Here is a 21,384-nt window from a genome sequence, read left to right as displayed (position 1 = left end):
CAATACTTGTTTTATTTACAATACTTGTTTTATGTTTTTTTACAATAAATATTTTAATCAAAAAGCCCCACCATATGGCGGGGCTACATTATTTAGTTTAAAAATATGATCGCATGTTTGGTAAACGTTGGTCCCTCCTTTTCGTAGATACTGAACACAAAGAAGCCGTATGGACTCATTTCAAACCGCCAACTGGTGAAGTTATAGACTACTCTTTTTTTAGCCATTCCTTCGGAAATTCAGAGAGTAAACGCTTCGGTCTGGTTCTGCGGTAAGGCTTCAGCTCTTTGGCGTCCTTCTGCCCCATCGCTACGATGGTAGCCTCTTCTGACAATCCTAGCTCATTGATACACCAGTCGGCAAACGTTTTCCGCGCTGTGTGTGAGGTAATCCGCTTTTTGATACCAAGAAAGTGCATGATCTGGCGAAGCGTCGGGTTGTAATCGTCCAGTTTTGGTAATGGGATACTCAGGTTTTCGTACTTCTGCATCAACTCCCAGACTGGCTTTGTGATCGGGATACAGTACTCAGTGCCTGTTTTCAGCCGGTTGCCGACAATACAGAGTCTGCCTTCGATTTCCTGAACGTTTTCCTCAGTGACCGCCCCCATATCCTGATAAGCAAGGCCCGTATAACAGGCAAACCGGAAACAATCGGCGACTTCCCGCATGTCGGGCATTAGGTCCGCATTGTGCAGAATCTCTAATTCTGCCTGCGTTAAACACTCCAGGTTTGGGGTTTTGTCCACGCGGATACGAATATTAAGCAGAGGATTGATTTTGATACGCTCCGCACCAGCGGCCCACAGAAGCAAGGTTTTTACAACCTGACAGCTTTTATCGGCGTTCCTGTCCCCATTCCCACGTTCGGTGATTAGATACAATCGATATTCTTTTAAGATGCCTGGCGTAAATTCCTCGGCGGCTTTTGTCAGGTAGTTTCGGGCGGTCAGAAAGGCGAGCAGGGGCCGAAACTTAAAGCGGTAGGTATCAATCGTCGATTGGCGAGCTTTGAGCTTTTCCCGCTCGTCAATAAAGGCTCCCATCAGATCTGACATGGTAGGCCGGATGCGTCCGCCATTGAGGAATAATTCTTTCAGACTGTTGGCCGTCATGTGCACGTCAAAGCCTTCGTGCTGCGCGTAGAGTTTATCAAGCTTCTTTTCACATTCAGCAATAGCCTGGTTAATCATTGTAGCGTGTGGCGTACCCTGTTTGACTCTCCCCTTCCGTTCATCCCAACACTTTCGCTCGATCATTACCGATTTTGGGAAACCTAACCCGCAGATGGCCGTAACAGCGCCAAGAGTCAATCGTTCCTGATTAATCGTTACACGGAGGTTAATGGAGCATTGTTCCGGATCAGTTGTTGACTTGCGCGGATAGAAATTGATGTACATGTAATTAAGCATACTGGCAATAGAGGATAGAGATTAATAATCCGTTAATAATGCCAATATTATGTTTTAGTTGTATTATAAAATAGTGTACATATAAAATATTTAGCGCGGGTACTGCAAAGTTACCGTGCGCTTACCGTCGTTACTGGGGCGGTATCCGTGAAGAATGTGGGCTGATTGGCTCAGAAACGCGAAAACCCGCTGAGTAGCGGGCTTGCGATGGCATTGAAGATAATCGGTTTACTTTCCGGCAGAGAGCGAGGAACTACAATATAAGTAAAATACATTCACAGCCAGTCACTACCGTAATTAATAGGCAATTTAAGTACCTTTTACTCATTGAGAGCGTACGAGAGTATTTGAAGTATATTATATTCGTGGCAACTATTGAGCAACCAGTTGTCCATGTCCGCTACAGTCAAAATCATCCTCCACAGCAAAGAATACAACGACGGTACTCACGCCGTTATGCTTCAATGCAAAGTTGTGTCTCCAGCAGGCACAGTCTGGAAACGTAGAACGCTTTGTAAAGTCAAGGTAAGCCAATTCGATAAGTCAGCCTGTCGAGTTATCAAACATCCCAACATGCTGGTGCTTAACGTCCGTATTGCCGACGCGTTTAACTTGGCAGAAAAGAAACTACATACGGCTCAACTAGAAGGTCGGAAAATTGACCCTGATCAGATCATTGCAGAGGAGGCTGTGATTTCCAATCCTAGCGCTCTATTATTGGCTAGTTGCAAAAAGTATGTCGAACGCTGTATGCAAAAAGGACAGATTCATACTTCTGAAAAGTATAGTAGCCACATGCATAAGCTAGCGGAATATCTGGGTAATGATCGGTTCGGTAATCAGATTGACATCCATATGGATGATATAAACGAAGATTGGGTTTTGGCCTGGGCTGCCTGGCTGCGTCATAACGGTTCTAAATCTGACAATACCCTTCATCGTCGAATGGCCTTTCTAAATACGCTCTTTATTGACGCCCGTAGACGTGGATTTACGAAAGCTGACCCAATGGCTTTTGTTGAGTTTAAAGAAGCCAAGGTGCGAAAGCCTAAGCTCACCGAAGCTCAATTAAAACAACTAGAAAGCGTAGAACTAACCGGTCGTCAGGCAGACGCTCGTAATACATTCATGCTTCAGTATTATGCGTATGGTAGCCGAATCAGTGATGCTCTAACCTGGAAGAAAGACAATATTCGTAAAGAAGGCGATACGTGGTACCTGCACTACATCAGTATGAAGACAGGCGATTTAATTGATGTCCGGCTTAGCGAAAAGGCGAAGGTAATGATAGCTTACTACCTTGAAACTGTTTCCGGTAAGTTCCTTCTACCGTGGCTGGCTAAGTTTGAAGATATTCCCGGCAAGTCAGATATAGAGAATAAAATGAGATTGATCGCGCAGATCGAAAGCAAAACGCAGATGGTCAATGTCTTGTTGAAGGAAGTCGCCGAGAAAGCTGGGATTGAAGTCAATTTAACAACTCACATTGCTCGACACACGTTTGCAACACTAGCGGATCGATTGATAAGCGATAAGCGCAAGATTAGTGCCGCATTGGGGCACAGTAAGTTTTCCACGACTGAAATTTACCTGGCAGAACTCCGTCAATCAGACGTCAATGACGCGATGGATCAATTATGGCATTGAAGCTATTTATGTCAATTAGTTAGCGTCGATTCCAGTCCCGGTCAATCTTTCGTATTTTATACAATTCATACACCTCAGATAGCCGAATCGTAAAATCAGGATATTCATCTTTGTCCGGATTGATTGAAGCGCACGTAATGATTCCTTCTTTTACGTCATGCTTCATAATCCGCTTGATAATAACTCCATCATGTGTAACGACAATATAGTCGGTACCTCCATTTGTGTATAATTTCTGATCCCAATAGTCCGGTTCAATTAGCCGCCCTATGGCCACATCACCATAGCAGATCGAATTCATGGTACCATCGCTCATACTATCTCCTCTTACTTCAAAAGCCCGGTAGAACCCTTTTTCACGAGTCGGCAGTACAATCGAGTATTTAGGAAGTTCAATAACGTACTCGGGATCTTTCCAACCATGTGGATAACTGGCGTAGGCAAACTCGTCAACAAAAGGCATTGTCATCAAGACCATGCCGTTGCTTAGATCACGGAACTCCATTCCGTTGGCGCTGACAACTACGTCTGTCTCATCGACAAAATCAATTGGAATAGCTTCGTTCTTGAATGGCTTTTTTAGAATATACTCTTCAAGCCCCTCCCCGTACTTGAGCACTTCAAATGGTATGTCTAACACCTTAGCCACTTTTGCTAACGTCTTGTCCGTTAACGTCCGCGTACCGCTAAGCATTTTTGATACACTTTGCTCGGCAATGTCTATTTGCACTGACAGGTTTCTAACTGTTATATGTCTAGCATTTATAACCTTTCTAATAGCCTCTCTCGTTTCTAAGCCCATTTCTATACGTAAAATATTAATTAAGCAATAAAGACATAAATATCAGTCATTTTCGCTTGACAATGTTAGACATTATTGTCTAATTTTGAGCCATCATTATTAGCGAACGGTTAACGAACACAGTCAGGACGCAAGTAAGTAGAAATATGGTACTATCACAAGATCAACAGCGACGATTAAGCGAGCGGCTAGATGCCATTTACGATGTAGGTGGGGTGACCAGAGTAGGACAATTGGCGGGTGTAACGCCACGGGTTATTCAGAAAGCTCAATCAGGCGGTAGTGTACGTATTGAAACAATCGAATCAATTACGGAAGCGCTACGGACACTAGAAGAAGAACGCAAGGCGAAACTCAGAAAACTACAAAAAGCTCTTCAATAGCCATGACTCCTTTCGAAGCTCTTGCTGAGTTGCCAAAACTAGTCGAAGACTATAAACGCGTGGCAACTGAACTAAAGGAATGCCAACAGGAACTGGCAACGTTGAAAGATGACCAATACGTCACCTGGGAATGGATCTGTCAATACTTTGACATCAGCAAATCGACAGCAATGCTTATGCTGGCAGATGAGAAGCTATTTGTTCATGGCCGCCAGATTAAACGATTTAAGAAGTCAGCAATTATCAAGTTTGCCGAGCGTAATTCAATCAAGGTCAATCAGCTTTCACAAGCGGATGGGTAGCCTTCAATATCTAGAGGCCCACAACGCTCAAGCCGCTTTCCCTACCCACTCTCCTTCCAGGTAACACCTGATCATTCCCTTCTGAGTCCTGGCTAACACGGCATGGTGTCTAGCTAGGTACCGCACACCCTTTTGTCAGGCAAATTCCATGAATATATCAATCAATAAAGCTCAGTCCCTCAGCGATAAGCCGTATGCCATGATTGCCTTTGAGCAGTGGGTTATTGGCGTTCACAAACAGGCAGTCTATAAGGCCAATCTGTGGCTATGGGTCATTTCGTTTAAGCGCACTACCCCACCATCTAGGTTATGACTGGTTACGAACTAACGAAAGTCTTCCGGATAGCTTTCGATTCCACTGAAGCGATGCAGATAGGTTGCACAGCCAACCATCATTCCTTGTACATATGGATTTGCGAACTCAGAAACCAAATTCAGACAAATGCTCCTACCCGTGAAGTTCTAGATTTACCGGTTCAGTACACCATGGATCGGACATACATTGGCTCCGACAAAACGCTAAAGAAATGCATCGACGATTTAGCCGCCTGGGGCATTATTGAGATTGTCCAGCGCCTTCCCGGTAATGTAACCAAAATAAAGTTGGCAATCGCATATTTACGATTGCTCTACGATAGCGGTACGATTACTCTACGATTGCATGACGATTGCGATACGATTGCAGTGCGACCAACTAAAACAGTAAAAACTAATAAAACAGTAAAAACTAATAAAACTATATCCGATGCTGACGCATCTGGTGAACCCGATCTTTTTGAGCAGTTCTATGACCTGTACGGCAAAAAGTTTGATCGCAAGAAAGCAGCAGCCAAGTTCAATAGGCTAAGTCGGGCTGACCAATTAGCCATACTGGAACACGTTCCGCTGTACGTCAAGTCAACGCCGGATATTGACTACCGAAAGTATCCGCTCACTTACCTAAACGGGGAATGTTGGAAAGACCCGATTGATTTATCTAAGTCCGCAGGTACAACATCACAACAGCCAACCGCTAAACGTCCGTCTGCACCGGGCCAAGTCCGATGAAATACGAATTAGTCCCCAATCACCTCGTCAACGTTGATGAGCAACTTGAAGCCACGGTACTGGGCTCAGTGCTCAATGAACCGAGTATGGCCGGTGTTATGCTTAAATACATTCGCAAGCCCGCTGTATTCTACAATCAACTCCATCAGCTCGTCTACGAAGCCATTGCCACACTCTATCTGCAAAGCGAGCCCATTGATTTAGTGATTATCAACCGACACCTACGCACTCAAAAAGCGGATGAGGCCATTGATTATTACTACCTCACGGAGCTATCCAACAAAGGGTACCTGAACATCATTGACTCGCATTGTCTGTCATTGCTTCAGCTCTCAATCAAGCGTTACCTAAGTCAGTACGGTGCCGATTTACGAAAATCCGCACTCGATCCTAGTTCCGATCCGGTAGCCTTGCTCAGCAAGCTCAACGAAGACGCTGACGCAATTATGGGCAATCTGACATCCATGCGTAAGAAGACGGCCAATGACTACATGAAGGAAGTCTATGACGACATCATTGAGAAACAGTCAGGCCGTAAGAAGGGGATTACGTTCGGCGTAAAAGAAATCGACGAGCGAACGGGTGGGTTTCCGCCCGGCAGTTACATTATCCTGGCGGCAGGTACGGCCATGGGTAAGACCGGCTTTATGATCCACGCGATTCGTCATCAGTGTTTGGTGGAAAAGAACGCTGTCGGTTGCGTGACGATTGAAATGAGCGGTGCCGATTACATGGCCCGGTTCTTTGCCGCCGTATCGGACTACTCCAATTCGGAGCTAAACCGAGCTACTACGATTGACTTGAACAAGCTCTACAACCGAACCCAGGTGTTAGCCGATATGCCCTTGCATATTCATGATGTGCCGCTTGAGTCGTTAGAACTTCAATACATCATTCGGGAATGGGTACGGCGTCAGAACGTAAAGATGGTCGTCGTTGACTACATTCAACTGGTGGAGGACCCGCGTAGTTTGAATACCCGCGAACGGGTATCAAATATCAGCCGGTCCCTGAGAAACCTGGCCCGAGAACTCGGCATTGTCATCGTCGCTATTTCGCAAATGAGTCGGGATTGGGAACGAAGAAAGGACTTTGATAAACGGCCTCAACTGTCGGATCTGAAAGAAACCAGTCAGCTCGAGCAAGATGCGACCGCCGTCTTGTTTCTGTTTCGCCCGTCCAAATGTGGACTTCAATACGAAGGCGGCATCGTTGATGAACATACCATGGAGCTACACGCCTTGAAGCTTCGCGGAGCGCGGGCCACTGACCGAGACGACCCCTGGTTACTGGATTACGACGGCGCCTGCAATCGGATTGCCCGGTATGGGACGATGCGACTTGGCGGCTTTTCGGCTCTCTCCGGTGAAGAGGAAGACAAGCCTCACTTCTAGCTCCCAGATTATACCCTTTGCCCTTTGTGTCCTGCTCGATTCACCAGAGGAGGGAATATGGCTTTACCCGACGATTTATCATCCTATTTATTCACGGCAGTAAACTATCTGCCCAAAAACAGACGCTTATGAATGTTGTGGTTATGATTGACAGACCTTACGTTAGAAACGGAAAATTAAAGTGGCATCAACCCGACCCGATTAGCATTTCCGATTTTGGCTTTGTGCCTCGGGTGGGTGACCGAATCATACTGCACAGCTTTATCAACATCAGTCCGGCAGCAGAAAAATTCCTAGACAACTCTTATTCGGTCGTTGTCAATGAGGTTGAAATCTATCGAATCCCCGGTAAAAAGCGGCTTGGAGCTATTGTTTGGACGAAACGACCACATGTACTATGATGCTGAATTGGCCCATTATCAACCCTAACAAACGAATGACTAACCCATCAACCTCCGAACGATTAGCCGCTATGATCAACCAGTCAGAAGAGAGCTTCACCCATGAAAGTGGTATTTCCTTTACCATTGATGAACTACGGGCAGCGGTGGAAAGCCCAGGCTCGAACGTTAGACTGCCCGACGATTCCTTAGTGGAGGCATTAAATGACATGCTCGACAAAATGAAGGATGAACCGTATTGTATTGACGTGGCGAAAGCGTCTTTATCGCCCGCTCACTATGGCATGATAAGCGGTATGTTCAAGCTCAATGTCTGTATGCCTGACGGTGAGGGTTGGGTCGATAAAACCGGTATCATCTTTTCTTGTATGCGCGAGCTGCTCACGGATGAGTACCGAAAATCAATTGCTGCCATTCGGGTACTTGACTCAGTGAGTTTGTACGATGAGTTCATAAAGAAAGCCTCTTACGACTACCTTCCGCCTGAGCTAAGTGAGCGTTTCCCTTTTCGCTTGATTGGATAGCTGGGTAGTTCAAAAGCAGTGAGAATGCAGTGAAGAACGCTTACCTGGCCAGTAGCCTAAAAACGCCCTTTCCAGTGTTTCTATGATTAATGCACGGTCGTTTCGCGCGCACGCGAGGAAACCTTACATTATAGAGCGATCGATAGCACAACAAAGCTTTGGCCTACCGTCCTCACTTTCGACAAAAGAGGGTAAGTTAACTTTATGTCTTTTGTCGAAAGTGAGAATGAATGATTTCATCTTAGATAATCGATGACTTTTGTTAACGAGCCAGCGCACCTCGAACAATCGAAGTTTAAGCGGGTCCGCTTCATTTCTGTCACAGGTTGCCAATAACTGTCACAGAAACCTTCCCATGATTTTTTCGGAGTCAAATCACGCATGTGTAGCGGAACTGTATTGAGTTTTCCGAGTCCATAAAAAGGGCATACAGAACGATCTGAAGATTTATCGACGGTCAAATACGCGGGGTATGCGAGTAAAGTACCGTTGAGTTTCCGGAGTCCATAAAAAAAGACGTTACAAGCCAATCCGATGATTGATGTACGGTCAATTGCAGAGGTATCGATCATAGCTCTCTGTCAGGAATGGTAGCAGCGCTCTCGTCGATTGTTCATTGCGTGGAGTCGGACCTATGGCCTAACCATTGAGGATTAATTAGTGTGTATACCGAGCCGGGAAGGTTTTTTTGACATCAATACGCGCACGTAGAACAGAAAGAACAACCGTAGACATCAATATCCTTAACCGTCTGGCCTACTCCAACAAACTAAGTTATTGCACACCGCCACACGCGTGTGCGCACATGCGAGGCTCGGCCTAATGCCGGTTCATTGAGTTATTTCGGTCCCTACAGAGCTAACTGCCTTTTCTCTCAAATTGAAGTGTTTTGCAAGTCAGTCTACAAAGGCGGGGCCCAACAAACGAAGAGTTTTTTCATCCAGCCTATAATACAGGCAAAAAACGCATTTAGAGCCAAATGAAGAGTTTTCGGAGTCCATAAAAAAGGAATGGCGAAAACCCCGTTTAAAGCGAAATGAAGTTTATTTCAGTCAGTCTACACGCGCGGGGCCCAATCAATACTGATGCGCTACAATTACGTTTTAAATAGACTAAAATGATTTTTCTTTGGTCAAATCGCGTATGTGTAGCTGAGTATTGTTGAGTTTTGTCAGTCCATAAAAAGGCGTGTATAGACAAAGCCATGATTTTTCGGGAATCAATACGCATATGTGTAATCGAGCCAACTGAAGGTTTTCTGCCAGTCAATACGCATAGGCGAATAGAGCCAATTGAAGTTTATTTCAGTTCATAAAAAAGACCTGCCAAAAATGCCCTTTCCGCTGTCTCCATGATTAATGCACGGTCCTTTCGTGCGCGCGCCCGCGAAGCCTGATCCGTTACCGATGAAGGAGCGAAGTCTTACCCATAAAGGGAGACTGCTTATCAATAAAGGTTTTTCTGGTATCACATCGCGTGCGCACGATCCGAGCAACGTTGAGTTTTTTGACTCCATAAAAAAGGCGTGTAGTAGGAAGCCTATGATTTGTTTGATATCACATCGTGCGTGTGCGACTCTCTGCTCAATTGAAGAGTTTTGAGAGTCCCTAAAAGCGATATCGTCGAGAGCAATTAGCCCGCTCTGAACGGTCACTGATTTGGCTATATTGGTTGACAAGGAAGAGTTTTTGCCCATCTTCCTTAACAATTTAGGTTTCAACACTCGGAAAACTCGATCCACTATGCCTCGCATTGCTCAATGTCCCACCACGATCGACGACCTACTATACCTCAGCACGGCAACCCTCAAGCAATCCGGCTGTCTGATTGACGGCAAGACGCACCAGCTTGGATGGAGCCGCAATGGTGAACGAGTCGCCACGATTGATATAGCCGCCAGCCTAAAGGCAAAATGCGTTATGCTGCGCTACTCGTTTCGGGGAGAAACCAAGTTGTACCGGATTGATCTGTTCATTGCCCCAAGCAACCTGGGCAAGGGAAATGTATTCTACTTTGTTTGCCCCATCACCGCTAAACGCTGCCGGAAGTTGTATTTGGTCGATGGCCGGTTTGTTTCCCGCTATGCGCTAGGTGACACATACTACGAAAAGCAGCTTTGGTCAAAGCGGTATCGGGATCTGGATAACACCATGGGCAGGCAGTTGCGGGGAGACGATTTTGAGTTGTATCAGGAAACCTTCGGACCTTATGCCAAGCGGCACTACCGGGGCAAACCCACAAAGCGGGTGCTGCGGTACCAGCGCCTGACGGATCGGTTGTATAGTTGATAGTAAAACGTTCGATTTAAGGTACGTTCTGTATTCGGATGAGGTGTAGTTCGTCTTGCTATAGATCGTCGCGTGACGGGGCTTATTTTACACTTCTGTGCCTATTCGCTGCTATGATTCGCTACTCTGTGTAGACAAAGGGATAATCCGAGCGTGTCACTTTCGCATATTTATGAAGGTTCAGGCTGGTCAACGTTGGTAGGTCGTACGATCATTTGACCGGCTCCGTTTGTTTTGACTGCCGTATCAATGGTGGTTTTAGATCAGGGGTCGTCGATAGATTGGTCTTCTGACTTTTTTCAGGCATTCCCCCATTATATATAGTCTGTTTTATATTGTTTTTGTTGTTTGCATCGCTATTGCATATCTGCAAAGGTTCAGGACTAGAATTATCATCGTTTTCATCCGGCTTTTGCATTGCTATTGCACCGCTATTGCATATTTGCAAAGGTTCAGCCTTGTATTGATCGTCGTTTTGGACTGGCTTTTGCACTGCTATTGCATATCTGCAAAGGTTCAGGATCGGAATTAGCGTCACTGTCGCACGGCAATCGCATCGCAATCGCATATCTGCGACAGTTTTGAGGTGTTACCATCGATGGTGTCGCACAGCATTTGCATATATGCTAAGGTTAGATAGCAATTAAGGAGAGTAATCCGGAGCAATCGTAGGGCTTTCGTAAATATGCGATAGCTAACTTTATTTTGGTTACATGCGATAAAGCTACTTCGATCCTTCAGGTGTAACGTGTTGCGGGAATAGAGCGTTTTAGTTGATACAAAAACGCCCTCAAGCAAAAACTGAGGGCGTTCAGAGGAAGGAGCTAATTTCTAATTATTTTTTAGACATACCAATGAAAACTCGGTCACACAATTAGCTTTTTAGTTGGTAAGATAGGATGCATCTATCTTCGTTTTGCTTGCAATAGCTATTGCATTGATAATGTATTTCATCACTCTCTAATTGTTCTATGCGAATTGCTTTGATTCGATAAAAGCTATCGATATATGTAGCACTAGACGTGATTATCACTAAGAATAGTACAAACTACCATGTAAAAGACAACTTTCTTTAAAATATAACTTTTTATCAGTACCAACACTTATAAAAGTGTATTTATGACACTAAACTAATTTTTACCTAAAAGCCAGTATCGTATTAGTCCTCTCTCTTGTCTCAGTATTATGCAAAATTTAATTAAGATTTAAGAATCTATAAACTATTGATTTTCGTTTATTCATCTACTCACGTTAAACCTGCAAAAAACAATGCCCTCTGACTACTTAAGTAGCCACCTTAATCGCACTTTTCCCATATTAGTCATTGAAGATAATACGGATGATCAACTTCTAATTGGCTACAGTCTACGAACTTGCATGCCCCAGGCTGAGCCTTTTTTTGTCACTTCCGCGGCAGAAGCATTGACCTACTTAAAGAGCTGCCAGTCAAAGCCGCTTTCTTTCCCCAAGATTGTACTACTCGATATATTATTACCTTCTATTGAAGATGGCTTACAACTTCTTAAAGAGATAAAGACACTCTATCGTAGCTTACCCATTGTAGCGTTAAGTGGCAATAGTAATGATAATACCGTCTTAGATACTTATGAGATGGGCATCCATTCATACATGAACAAACCATCTAGTCTAGAAGAATGGGAAATCAATTTCCTTATTTTTAAAGCTTACTGGACAAATGTTGTCACACTGCCAGCCAATAGGCTTTTTTGATTGTAAATGGATCGTTTTGATGAACATAAAGAGCGCCTCAAGTAGAACTTGAGCTTTTGTAAGTATGGCTCATTCTGCTCCTAGCTTATGAACCATGTCGAAATATGACCTTGTTCGTAAGTAGATTTACGCGTATTTTTACCAACCTAACTTGTAACTGTTACCCTTCATGAATACACGCTTGTCGGACGAGGAAACCAAGCGCCTGACGGCTCTGAATAGCTATGCCATTTTAGATTCTTTACCCGAGAAAGACTACGAAGATATTACCCTGCTAGCGGCCCAAATCTGCGCTACACCCGTGGCCTTGATCACCCTAGTCGATCAGTCGCGACAGTGGTTCAAATCCAGCCGGGGACTCTCCTTTCGACAGACACCCCGAGAACATGCCTTTTGCGCCCATAATCTCCAGCTGCTTAGTACCCCTTTGATTGTCGAAGACGCCCGTCAGGATGATCGCTTTAGCCGAAATCCACTGGTAACCGGAGATCCCCATATTGTCTTCTACGCCGGCGAACCGCTGATCGACGAGGATGGCCAAACGCTGGGTTCACTCTGCGTCATCGATTCAACCGTGCGCCAGCTCGATGAGGGGCAACTTAGGGCGCTCAACATTCTGGCCAAACAGGTCGTAACTTTACTGACGGCGCGTCGGAAGGCGATTCGGGAAGCCCACTTGCAGCACCAACTTCGGGTAAGCGAAGCCCGCTTTCAGGATCTAGTCATGGCGACCCCAACCGCCACGGCAGTCTTTGTGGGTCGCGAGATGGTCATTCACCAAGTCAACGACCCCATGCTATCGATCTGGGGCAAAGACGATTCCGTGAAAGGCAAACCGTTGCAAACGGCGATGCCAGAACTAGAAGGACAACCCTTTCTAGCCCAACTCCAGCACGTCTTTGACACGGGCGAGCCGTTCCTTCAACATGAAGGCATGGCCCAAGTGATCGAGAACGGCCAGCTAAAACAAGTTTGGTTCAACCACGCCTACAATCCGCTACTTGACGAGAAGGGCCAAATTTACGGGGTCATCAACGTGGCATTTGACGTGACGAGTCAGGTCCTCGTTCGCCAGCAGCTGGCCGAGCGGGAAACCCGGTTTCGGAGCGTCGTCGAACAGGCACCCATGGCCATCGGTCAGCTCAAGGGTCGTGACATGGTCATCGAGGTAGGCAACGAGCGCATTTTTGAAGTATGGGGCAAAGATGCATCGGTGGTGGGTAAACCCATTCTGGAGGCCCTACCCGAGCTGGAAGGCCAGCCTTTTATGGCGCTGCTGGAAAACGTCTACGATACGGGTACCCCCTTTAATGGGACGGCGGTGTTAGCCAAACTCGTCCGGCAAGGCAAACTCGAGGATGTGTATTTCGACTTCAGCTATTCTCCCATCCGGGCAGTCGATGGCCAAATTACGGGCGTTCTTATTCTGGCCATTGAGGTAACCGGGCAAGTCGCAGCGCGCCAGGAAATTGAAAAAAGCGAGCTACGTTTTCGTAGTCTGGTGGCGGATGCCCCCTTTGCCATCGCCGTCTACGAAACGGCCGACCTGCTCATTTCGTTGGCCAACGACGCGATGATCGAGCTCTGGGGCAAAACCAACGCGGTGATTGGTCAAAAGCTAATCGACGCGCTACCTGAACTGGCCGATCAGCCCTTCATTCCCCTGTTGAACGTGGTTTACGCGACGGCAAAAACGTACCGTACCACGGAACAGTCCGCGAACTTACTGATTGAGGGCCAGTTGCAAACCCGTTGGTTCAACTTTGTTTACCAACCCCTGCTGGATGGTCAGGGGCAGGTGTACGCCATTCTGAACATGGCGGTCGATGTTACGGACGCTTACATAGCCCGCCAGCGGCTACAGGAAAGCGAACAAAGCTATCGGGAGCTAGCCGCCGATTTGGACAACCGGGTTGAGGCCCGCACCCAGGAACTGTTGCTCGCCAATGACGACCTACAACGCTCCAACGACAACTTGCAGCAGTTCGCCTACGTGGCCAGCCACGACCTTCAGGAGCCCTTACGCAAGATCCAAGCCTTCAGCGACCTGCTGGGTTCACAGCTCGCCAATCATGCCGACTCATCGGTGGGTGAGCATCTACACCGCATTGCCAAGGCGGCAGCGCGCATGTCCCAGCTGGTGCGCGACTTGCTGGCTTACTCGCTCATCTCGACCCGTCAGCAGGCATTTGAACCCGTTTCGCTGCGGGCGGTTATGGCGAGTGTATTAGCAAGCCTGCACCGGACAATTCAGAAAACCGACGCTCAGATTGAGCTGGCCGAGCTACCCATGGCCCGGGGCGATAACTGGCAGTTGGCCCAGCTGTTTGAGAACCTGCTGACCAACGCCCTCAAGTTTGTCAAGCCCAAACAAAAGCCCCGGATTCAGATTGAGTACTTTCATCGCTCCGCCAACGAGTTGCCTAGTGATGTTCATTGTCGCTCGCTGGTTCCGTTCTACCATCAGATCAGTGTGACCGATAACGGCATCGGTTTCGATGGGAAATACCTGGACCGTATCTTTCAGGTATTTCAGCAGCTCAACAACCGGGACGATTATTCAGGTACAGGGGTAGGTCTGCCGATCTGCCAACGGGTGGTAGAGAATCACGGTGGGGGTATGACGGCCAACAGTCAGCCGGGGCATGGTGCCACCTTTTGTGTGTATCTGCCCGCCTGAATCGTAGGCATGCACTTTAACTCAAGACTTTCTTTTACTCGTTATTCATGGTTGATTTTACCCAAATCGATCCCTTCGATCGGATGCCCATCGTTCATATTGAGAATGATGTTGACGATCACTACCTGGTCGAAAAAGCACTCCAGGCAGCCTCGATTCGGAACCCGGTCCGTTTTTTCAGGGATGGCCAGCAGGCGCTGCTGTATTTGCAGACCACCCAAGAGGTACCGCTGGTGATCCTGTGCGATGTGATCATGCCGGGCATGGACGGCTTTGAACTACGCGACCGGATCGCTGCGGATCCAGTGTTACGGCTGAAAGCCATTCCGTTTGTCTACTTCTCGACCTGGGCCAACAAAAAGCTCGTGGAGCAGGCTTATGAAGGTCCTATTCAGGGTTATCACCTGAAAGGCATAAGCTTCGAGGATCTCCAGGCCGAGCTTAGTCTGATCGTAGCCTACTGGAGGCGGTGCCTGCATCCGCGCAGTTTTCAGTAACAACCGGCTTGGGATTTGATGGGCCGATTCTTGGCAGGAAAGATAGCCCTATATATAGATTCTACTTAGTCCGCATTCGCTTATAAATCCGCGTAGTGGTGTAGCTCAAAAACGCCCTTTTCGTGCGAGGCATGTTGATAAGACTCTATTCTAGGTATTCTCGTTGATGGTCATCATCACAAGTTACGGTTTTGTTATTATGTTAAACGGGGTATTTCTCCTCCTTAACTGGGGTATTCCCCGTATTTGACTAGAAGGTAATCTGGGCCAACTGACTAATCCGTATGTAGTGCATCGTATCAGCAAGGTGTGAACCAGGCTATACATAACGAGATAGACACCGTTAGGTAGCCCGGCTGATGCGTGATTCCCGCTGGCGCTTGCTGGCGGGAATTTTATTTCGTGGTAGTAAGCAATAAGTAAGCTACTAAATGAAGCAATACAAAGCGGCCTCATCAACTCAGATGCAGTTGCCTAGTTTCTTCCATAGCGATCGACAACAGACAAGTATACTCGTTACTTATTCTTACCTATTGTTTTGAAAACCACGGTAGGCCTACTAACTTACTTGCCTTGCCTAAACCCCACTCCTCTACCACCTTATGCAACTGCTAGTCTGGCTTCTGATAACCTGCTCATTAGCGTCAATAACGTCTTCAAACTTAGCTAGTAAGAAGCTTCTCCAGGCTTGTTGGAATCAACAAGTTAAGCCTGTTCAAAAGCACTTTTTGCGTTTCGCTTATCAGGAGCAGCGCTACGAGCTGGAGCACAGCGCCCAACCCTGGCAACAGACGCCTTACCAGGCCAAAGGAGTAGTTTGGGTGAACCCCCTAAACTTTTACCAAAATGACACGCTGAGCAGCCCCACTCGTAACAGAACCTACTTTGCCAAGACGCAGGCATCGGATCAAACGCTTTTGCTACTCAAACACGGAGAGGATAAGTTAGCGACAATCACGCCCGAGATGGTCGCCGAACAACTCCTGCAAGCGGCTCGGTATTCTCCAATTACGCTGATTGACTATTTCTATCGCCACCGAATTCCGATCAACCTTGCACACAGCACAGCCCAGTATGGCTGCTACACGGCGACAATCAATCAGACTCTGGTCCGCTTATTCATTCGGCGAGATGATGGCCTACTCAGTCACCTAACCCTATTGAGCGCGGATGAACTACTGGGGGATGTGCTGAGCACCATTACTTACTACGATTACGTTCGTCAGCAAGGTGGTCAGCAGCCAACCCGGATTCAGATTGATAAGATTAATGGTAGGCTGCATGATCAGATCAAACTAAGTCAGCCCGTAGTAGTTGCTGAGGCTCCCCACCTGCTTGATACACCCTTGGACTATCAACGGCAAGCAGCGAAACCTATCGTTCCAACAGCTCAGTTAGAATCCTATAACGAATATATTCACTTCATCAACTTACCACATACCGATGACAAGGTAATGCTGGTCGAGTTTGCGGACTTTCTGCTGGTGGCGGAAGCGCCCCTTAATAGTCAGAACGGTGAGTTAATTATTCGAGAAGCCCATCGACTGGCACCAACTAAACCCATTCGGTACTTTGTATTTGGTCACCACCATCCTCACTATCTGGGCGGAATACGTCCCTTTGTGCATAAGGGAGCAACGGTTCTTTGCTGTTCGGATAATGAGGAGTATGTACGCTACCTGGTCGATGCGGCTCACCAACTCCAACCCGATAGTTTAGCCCTGGCTCCCCGGCCACTCAAGTTAGAAGTCATCGGTGCGTATAAAACTATTACGGACGGGGGTCGAAGGATGGAGATTTATATGATTGGCAAGCAGTCGGCTCATACCAACGATTATTTGATTTATTACTTTCCCGCTGAAGGATTGCTGTTCCAGGATGACTTGGTATGGATTGCCAAGATGGGTTCGCCTAAGAAGGCGAGTGCTCGCCAAATGGGCTTATACCGCGCCATCAAGGATTTGGGGTTGCCAGTCCGAACCATCGTTCAGTCCTGGCCAGTCTCCGAGATGGGAGTCAAGACGGTAATTCCTTTTGCGGAACTTGAGGCCTCAGTAGAAGAAAAGTAAAGCAGGGGTAATCAGCCGACTCCTTGCAGGAAATGGTTGGCATTAGTAAGCCAGCGCTTATTGGAAAGGCTAGTAGACTTACACCAGTTCAAACTGTTGCTGAAAGACGCGATCAGGAACGGCGGTGAACTGCCCCTTATCCAAACAGCGCACCCATGAACCAGGCATCACGAAGATAGAAACGGACTGCCCTTTGCGATCGGTGATAAACAACGCTTTACCGGTTGGCTCGAACGTGGCTTGTGAACCGCCACAATGGACTAGAAACGTGTTGAGTGCCTGTTGATCGGCACTGCTCCGATAGAAAAAGCAAGGCTGAGCCTGTTTAGGCTTACAGATAAGCATGAAAGTTTATAAAAGTTACGGTAGGTACGGCTAGTCGCTAACGACCAAACGGACTTAAAAATACGCATTCAAGCGCGGGAAAGCTATTCCGCTACCGTCTTTCGTCGCTTTGGCTATTCGCCATAATCATAAGCTTGCCAATTTGGTTATTACTACCATTTAGGGTCGACTGGGTAAAACGACATGATAATGGCACTAGAAAACGATCGAGCCACGCTTGCCCGAGAGCAGGCAAAACAGGTTTGTCAAAAAGGACTGCTTTGTGCGCGTCAGGCGATTGAGCGCCAGACGCTAATTAATAATCGAGTAACCCAATTGGCGCAGCGTTTAGGGAGTATACAGATAGCAATCAATCACCTCAAGCAGCCCAGCCGCATGGGTCGGGCCAGGAACAAACGAAACGCGGGTTGTTGTAAGCCAAACCGTTATTCCTGATTGTCGTTACTTGGCCCACGCGAATAGGCTAATTAGTGGCCGTCAGTGGCTCAAAGCCAGCGCTGGCAAATCGCTCGTAGCGAAGCCGAATACGCACGCCAGTCCAGACAACGAATCAGCACCATATCAGCTCCTGCCCCATAGCACGCTTCCACCTCCTGCTCAGAGGCATCCGCTGACATGATCACGACTGGAATCGTTTGCCAGTCCAGATGCTGTTTCAAGCCTTTGAGCGTTTGGTAGCCATTGAGCAGGGGCATATGCAGGTCCAGCAAAATGAGTTGGGGCAACTCCGTTACGGTTGCCATATGTTGCAACAGATAATACCCATCAGGCAACGATTGAATGGGGTCTTTATAATGACAATTTCGTTTTAGGGTCTGTTCGAGCAGAAAACGGTTATCGGCCTTATCATCGACAATATAAATCATAGCGGGTGTAATCAGCTGGTTAAGCTAGAGTAGTAACGAGCTACCTAATGAATTACTCCCGCCACTCACCAAATGGTGATTAAACGGCAGCCACAACGCTAGGAAATCACCAATGCCAGGTAAAGAGTCATGAACCAGGACTAATCCGCGATCCCCAACCCGTTACCCGCTTAACGGTGTGGCTAGTAAACCTTTCCTCCCTAGGCACGTTGTCACTAGCTCATCGTCTTGTTCAACAGGGTTTATGGCTAAAGTAACCGATCCGTATGGCGATCAAAATCAATCAGCTCAAGGAGTACCTGTACGCCCGCCGGGAGTCCATTCTCAATCAGTGGCGAACCCGTTGTTCGATTGATGAGGACCTGCACACCCGAACCAGCTTTTCGCGCGAAGAGTTTAACGACCAATTGCCTGTCCTGCTGAATATCCTCACCCAACGTCTTGCCAGTGAGCCCCCCGAAACCGACCCCGTCGAGAGAGCCGGTCAGCACGGACTCCACCGCTGGCAGCGCGGCTATTCGCTGGCGGAGCTGATGAATGAACTGGCCAACTTCTACGCAATTCTTGAGGAGGAGATTGGGCAGTTTCTTGACCTGTATCCCCAAACTTTACCTACAGTTGTGGCCCAGGCTCACAGTCAACTGCTGCGACTCTCCCAGGAGATGGGCATGGGCAGTGTGATGTACTACGACCAGCTTCGCCAGACCGCCACAGCCGAACAGGTACAAACCCTGGAGTTATCGCTCGACAAGCTGCACCAGCTCACCAAACAACGGGGCCATCATCTGCGGCAAGCCTCCCATGATTTGCGGGGTAGCTTTGGTATTGCCAGCAGTGCCGCTCAGCTCCTGCAACTGCCACCCGATGAAGCACAACGAACGCAGTTTCTGGATATGCTAAGCCGCAACCTGAAGGATACCGAACACATGCTCAATCAACTGCTGGACTACTCGCGTCTGGAAGCGGGCCAGGAAAGCCTCCATAGCAAGTCGTTTGATGTGGCTCAACTGCTGCACTCCCTAGTCAAAGGCGCTCAGAGTGTGGCCAAAAGCAAGAATCTGCTCTTAAAAGCAGACGGACCGGATAAATTAGCCGTGGTAGGTGATGAGCTAAAGGTGCAGCGGTTGGTGCAGAATTTGCTGGTCAATGCCCTCAAATATACCCAGCAAGGTTGGGTAAGCGTTTCCTGGGCGATGGAAAACGATACGCGCTGGATCGTCAGTGTGCAGGATACGGGGCCTGGTTTCAGCGCTGGCCCCACCGCTCTACTAGCCGATCAGTTGCAATCCTTAGCGCAGCCGACCAGTTCGCACCAGCCGGAAGGCCCCGCCACCTATCCCAGCGGTGCCATACCGGCTACCAGCGAGGAGAAAGACCGACCAAGTCAGCCTAAAGCCGATGGGGAGGGCATTGGGTTGTTTATTGTCAAGCGTTTATGTGAGTTGATGAAAGGCAGCATGGATATTGAAACAAGTGATCGGGGTACGTTGATCCGCATTCGGTTGCTGGTCAATCAACGCCTATCCGAGCAGGGACGCTAAGCTGACAGCCCAAGTCGCCGTTGCGCTTATAGGGTTTATAGGACTAGGCTTTACCCGTGCCTACTTAAGGGTCTGCCAACGGCTAGGCATCCGGTGAGTGCATCCATATTGATATAGCTGATACGATGGATCTCTCGTCAAGTGCTATTATCATAGGGCGCGAGGCCAATCCGTTCTCGCGCCCTACGATAATAGTCCATTATTTATGAGGCTTTAACGATCTGCTTAAACGGAACCCGATCAATCTGTCGACGCATCAAGTCCGTAGGGAACTCAGCGAGCAACCGTTTAGGCCTAGTCTTTCGATACGGGGTTAGCTCTTTGGCGTTCTTCTGACCCATCGCCACAATGGTAGCCTCCTCACTGAGCCCCACTTCGTTGATACACCAGTCAGCGAAGGTTTTACGGGCCGTGTGTGACGTGATCCGCTTGTCGATACCTACCGAGAACATGATTTGCCGGAGCAACGGATTGTAGTCGTCAAGCGCAGGTAAAGGCAGGTTGATGCCGTCGTATTTTTCCATCAAGGCCCAAACCCGCTCCGTAACGGGTATACAGTACTCCGTTCCGGTCTTTAGTCGATAGCCGACTATACAGTGCTTACCCTCCACCAGTTGCAGGTTTTTAGGAGACAAGGCTTTCATATCCTGATAGGCCAAGCCTGTATAGCAAGCGAACTCGAAACAGTCAGCCACCTCCCGCATTTGAGGGAGTAAGACCGCATCCCGCAAAACAGCCAATTCCTCTTGTGTCACACATTCCAGGTTAGGCGTTTTGTCAACCCGTATCCGAATGTTCATCAACGGGTTCTTGTGAATCAATTCATTTTCAGCCGCCCACAACAAAAGGGTTTTGACTACTTGACAGCTTTTATCGGCGTTGCGATCCGAGTTACCCCGCTGAGTAATTAGGTACGTCCGGTAGCGTTTGAGCGTTCCAGGAGTGAAATCAACAGCGGGTAGATCCAGTGCGTTCTCAGACTCCAAAAAAGCCAGTAGCGGACGAATCTTAAACCGATACGTATCGACGGTCGAAGCTTTGGTTTTTAAAGCAACCTTCTCTTCCAAAAACTTGTCGATTAACGAAGGAAACGTGAGTAGCATCCGCTGACCGTGTTTAACGACACCTTTCAAGCCGTTAGCGGTCATCTTCTGATCGAAACTTTCGTGCTGCGCGTACACCTTCTGGAGCTTCTGCTCACTCTCGGCAATGGCTTTATTCAACAGTGTTGCGTGTGGCGACTGTGGTTTTACTTTCAGCTTGCGCTTGTCCCAATGATCGTACTGAATCATAACCGATTTAGGTAGGCTCGAATCAGCTACCGACGTAACCGTACCCAATGTGATCCGCTTACCATTGACTGTTACCCGAACATTGACCGAACCAAGCGTAGCGTCTGTAGTAGACTTACGGAAATAAAAATTGATGAACAATGAATTATACATGGCAATTGAAG

At 47.6% G+C, this 21,384-nt stretch carries 19 protein-coding genes; 14 read left to right on the top strand and 5 right to left on the bottom strand.

Going from position 1 to position 21,384, the window contains the following annotated elements:
• Positions 1–208: 208 nt before the first annotated feature.
• Positions 209–1,411: a phage integrase SAM-like domain-containing protein gene (locus LQ777_RS10020; RefSeq protein WP_232562375.1), complete on the bottom strand. Its 1,203-nt coding sequence runs from the start codon at positions 1,409–1,411 to the stop codon at positions 209–211.
• Positions 1,412–1,804: 393 nt separating this feature from the next.
• On the opposite strand from LQ777_RS10020, the gene LQ777_RS10015 reads away from it, so the two are divergent.
• Positions 1,805–3,058, top strand: coding sequence for a tyrosine-type recombinase/integrase (locus LQ777_RS10015; RefSeq protein ID WP_232562374.1), 1,254 nt, complete (start codon positions 1,805–1,807; stop codon positions 3,056–3,058).
• A 19-nt stretch (positions 3,059–3,077) separates the two neighbouring features.
• On the opposite strand, the gene LQ777_RS10010 is transcribed toward LQ777_RS10015, so the two are convergent.
• Entirely contained in the window at positions 3,078–3,788 is a 711-nt protein-coding gene (locus tag LQ777_RS10010) for a LexA family transcriptional regulator (protein ID WP_232562373.1), read from the bottom strand.
• 218 nt (positions 3,789–4,006) lie between these two features.
• Here LQ777_RS10010 and LQ777_RS10005 point away from each other — a divergent pair, with 218 nt between their 5' ends.
• The 11 genes from LQ777_RS10005 to LQ777_RS09955 all read left to right on the top strand — a co-directional run bounded on the left by LQ777_RS10005 (position 4,007) and on the right by LQ777_RS09955 (position 17,176).
• Positions 4,007–4,243, top strand: coding sequence for a hypothetical protein (locus tag LQ777_RS10005; protein ID WP_232562372.1), 237 nt, complete (start codon positions 4,007–4,009; stop codon positions 4,241–4,243).
• A 2-nt stretch (positions 4,244–4,245) separates the two neighbouring features.
• Positions 4,246–4,545 (top strand): helix-turn-helix domain-containing protein, encoded by a 300-nt coding sequence (locus LQ777_RS10000; protein ID WP_232562371.1) that lies wholly within the window; start codon positions 4,246–4,248, stop codon positions 4,543–4,545.
• A gap of 148 nt (positions 4,546–4,693) precedes the next feature.
• Positions 4,694–4,858 carry a hypothetical protein gene (locus LQ777_RS09995; protein ID WP_232562370.1) on the top strand — a complete coding sequence of 55 codons (165 nt, stop codon included), beginning with the start codon at positions 4,694–4,696 and terminating at the stop codon, positions 4,856–4,858.
• Positions 4,859–5,031: 173 nt separating this feature from the next.
• Positions 5,032–5,592, top strand: a complete 561-nt coding sequence (locus LQ777_RS09990; RefSeq protein WP_232562369.1) for a hypothetical protein — start codon at positions 5,032–5,034, stop codon at positions 5,590–5,592.
• Positions 5,589–6,986 (top strand): replicative DNA helicase, encoded by a 1,398-nt coding sequence (locus LQ777_RS09985; protein ID WP_232562368.1) that lies wholly within the window; start codon positions 5,589–5,591, stop codon positions 6,984–6,986. Before LQ777_RS09990 ends, LQ777_RS09985 begins: the two co-directional genes overlap by 4 nt.
• Before the next feature lie 436 nt (positions 6,987–7,422).
• Complete coding sequence (locus LQ777_RS09980) at positions 7,423–7,911, top strand: hypothetical protein (RefSeq protein WP_232562367.1); 489 nt, start codon at positions 7,423–7,425, stop codon at positions 7,909–7,911.
• A 1,742-nt stretch (positions 7,912–9,653) separates the two neighbouring features.
• Entirely contained in the window at positions 9,654–10,199 is a 546-nt protein-coding gene (locus LQ777_RS09975) for a hypothetical protein (RefSeq protein ID WP_232562366.1), read from the top strand.
• A gap of 1,269 nt (positions 10,200–11,468) precedes the next feature.
• The gene (locus tag LQ777_RS09970; RefSeq protein ID WP_232562365.1) at positions 11,469–11,930 is read left to right on the top strand and encodes a response regulator; all 462 of its coding nucleotides are present in this window, start codon (positions 11,469–11,471) and stop codon (positions 11,928–11,930) included.
• Positions 11,931–12,099: 169 nt separating this feature from the next.
• Positions 12,100–14,610, top strand: a complete 2,511-nt coding sequence (locus LQ777_RS09965) for a PAS domain-containing protein (protein WP_232562364.1) — start codon at positions 12,100–12,102, stop codon at positions 14,608–14,610.
• 47 nt (positions 14,611–14,657) lie between these two features.
• Positions 14,658–15,107: a response regulator gene (locus LQ777_RS09960; protein ID WP_232562363.1), complete on the top strand. Its 450-nt coding sequence runs from the start codon at positions 14,658–14,660 to the stop codon at positions 15,105–15,107.
• Between the two features lie 728 nt (positions 15,108–15,835).
• Positions 15,836–17,176 (top strand): MBL fold metallo-hydrolase, encoded by a 1,341-nt coding sequence (locus LQ777_RS09955; protein WP_232562362.1) that lies wholly within the window; start codon positions 15,836–15,838, stop codon positions 17,174–17,176.
• 78 nt (positions 17,177–17,254) lie between these two features.
• Here the strand turns inward: LQ777_RS09955 and LQ777_RS09950 are convergent, their stop codons facing one another.
• Complete coding sequence (locus LQ777_RS09950; protein WP_232562361.1) at positions 17,255–17,521, bottom strand: hypothetical protein; 267 nt, start codon at positions 17,519–17,521, stop codon at positions 17,255–17,257.
• 189 nt (positions 17,522–17,710) lie between these two features.
• Between LQ777_RS09950 and LQ777_RS09945 the strand changes: the two genes are divergently transcribed.
• The gene (locus tag LQ777_RS09945) at positions 17,711–17,956 is read left to right on the top strand and encodes a hypothetical protein (protein WP_232561706.1); all 246 of its coding nucleotides are present in this window, start codon (positions 17,711–17,713) and stop codon (positions 17,954–17,956) included.
• Between the two features lie 50 nt (positions 17,957–18,006).
• On the opposite strand, the gene LQ777_RS09940 is transcribed toward LQ777_RS09945, so the two are convergent.
• Complete coding sequence (locus LQ777_RS09940; RefSeq protein ID WP_232562360.1) at positions 18,007–18,387, bottom strand: response regulator; 381 nt, start codon at positions 18,385–18,387, stop codon at positions 18,007–18,009.
• Between the two features lie 266 nt (positions 18,388–18,653).
• Here LQ777_RS09940 and LQ777_RS09935 point away from each other — a divergent pair, with 266 nt between their 5' ends.
• Positions 18,654–19,928: a sensor histidine kinase gene (locus LQ777_RS09935; protein WP_232562359.1), complete on the top strand. Its 1,275-nt coding sequence runs from the start codon at positions 18,654–18,656 to the stop codon at positions 19,926–19,928.
• Positions 19,929–20,131: 203 nt separating this feature from the next.
• Here the strand turns inward: LQ777_RS09935 and LQ777_RS09930 are convergent, their stop codons facing one another.
• Complete coding sequence (locus tag LQ777_RS09930) at positions 20,132–21,373, bottom strand: phage integrase SAM-like domain-containing protein (protein WP_232562358.1); 1,242 nt, start codon at positions 21,371–21,373, stop codon at positions 20,132–20,134.
• Positions 21,374–21,384 lie beyond the last annotated feature (11 nt).

The organism is Spirosoma oryzicola (assembly GCF_021233055.1).
Classification (GTDB): Bacteria; Bacteroidota; Bacteroidia; order Cytophagales; family Spirosomataceae; genus Spirosoma; species Spirosoma oryzicola.
Note: the sequence above shows the minus strand (reverse complement) of the source record. Positions and strands in the feature narration are given on the sequence as shown.